Source organism: Acetatifactor sp. (assembly GCF_982438285.1).
In genome coordinates, this window is record NZ_CEWDFQ010000505.1 from 1 (window position 1) to 1,615 (window position 1,615).

Sequence of the window (1,615 nt, forward strand, 5' to 3'; positions counted from 1 at the left end):
GAATAATTATGCGAACTATAGTATTTTCTTTGCGTGTGTGATAAAATAAAAAATGTTGCATTTGATTACAAAGCCGCTTGCGCGGCAGAATGAGAGGAAAACATGAAATTTTACCATATCACAGAAAAGCCTTTGAAAATATACGGTCTGGCAGTGACGGACAGAGATGGGAGACGCTTTTGGAAGCTGACCGAGGAGGCTCTTGCAAAGTTTCCTCAGTATGATTACCTGGGGAGAAGAGCCTGCGGAGGAAGGGTGCGCTTCTGTACGGATTCTCCCCGCATGATAATTCGCATGACTCTTGCCCAGACAAAGGAGGATATCAATATTCCCCTGTCCGGCTCGGCGGGAGCGGATATTTATCTGGGGAGCGGCAAAGACGCAGCGTTTTTGGGATATCTGGCGCCGGATGTGCATGTGATGGAAGAGATCACCGTGGAAAAAACCTTTGAGAAGAAAGGGGAAATGGAGCTTGTCACCATAAACCTTCCCAGAAACGACCATCTGCTGTCCATGGAGATAGGCGTGGAGGAAAACGCCCAGGTGAAAGAAGCCCCGGAATATTCCATACAGGAACCCATTGTATTTTACGGCTCTTCCATTACGGAGGGGGGCTGCGCCTCCAGGGCTGGCAACGCCTACACAAGCATTTTGGGCCGCTGGCTGGATGCGGACTATATCAATCTGGGATTTTCCGGCAGCGCCAGGGGGGAAGAGGAAATGGCCAGGTATATTGCGGGAATCTCTCCCATGAGCCTGTTTGTTTATGATTATGATCACAACGCGCCGGATGCGGCATGGCTTGCAAGGACCCATGAGCCTTTCTTCCGTATCATCCGGGAAAGCAGGCCGGACCTTCCGGTGGTGATGCTTACCAGGCCTGATGTGGATAAGGAACCCTTGGAGGCCAAAGAGCGCAGGGATATCATCCATCGGACCTATGAAAATGCCAGGAAGGCGGGGGATGAGCTGGTATGGTTTGTGGATGGGGGAACTTACTTCGGGTCTGAGGGACGCAGTGAGTGCACGGTGGATGGAACCCACCCTAATGCTTTGGGATTTATGCGTATGGCCCAGACCTTGTATCCAGTATTGAAAATGGCGTTGAAGGCCCGTCCGCCAAAAGCCTGACGGACATGAAACACACAGACGAAATTGAATAAACATACACATATTTCAATGTTTTTGCATAAAAACAAAAAAAGTAGTGGACATTTATGCAAAAAGTGGTATGATTACAAAAGACGATGTTGAGGTCAAAAGATTTTTCAGGGAGCAGAAGCTATGATAAAAGCGGGTATTATCGGCGCAACCGGCTACGCAGGCGGGGAGCTGGTGAGAATTTTAAAAAACCACAGGGATGTGGAAATTGTCTGGTATGGTTCTAAAAGCTACATAGACAAAAGGTACAGTCAGGTGTACCAGAATCTGTTTCAGATTGTGGAGGATGTCTGCAGGGATGACAATCTTTCCCTTCTTGCCGGGCAGGTGGATGTGATCTTCACCGCAACGCCCCAGGGATTTTTAGCGGGAATTTTGACGGAGGAGATTCTTTCCAAGGTAAAGATTGTGGATTTGTCCGCAGACTATCGCATCAAGGATGTGGCTGTTTATG

At 48.6% G+C, this 1,615-nt stretch carries 1 protein-coding gene and 1 pseudogene; both read left to right on the forward strand.

What is annotated here, in order from left to right:
* Positions 1-102: 102 nt before the first annotated feature.
* Entirely contained in the window at positions 103-1,131 is a 1,029-nt protein-coding gene (locus AC1WIP_RS15720) for an SGNH/GDSL hydrolase family protein (protein ID WP_481142710.1), read from the forward strand.
* A 153-nt stretch (positions 1,132-1,284) separates the two neighbouring features.
* Positions 1,285-1,615, forward strand: a pseudogene (argC, locus tag AC1WIP_RS15725) (N-acetyl-gamma-glutamyl-phosphate reductase); the annotation flags it as partial.

Excerpts from the sequence above, each read along its gene's own strand:
- AC1WIP_RS15720 (WP_481142710.1), top strand. The coding sequence starts at position 103 with ATGAAATTTTACCATATCACAGAAAAGCCTTTGAAAATATACGGTCTG.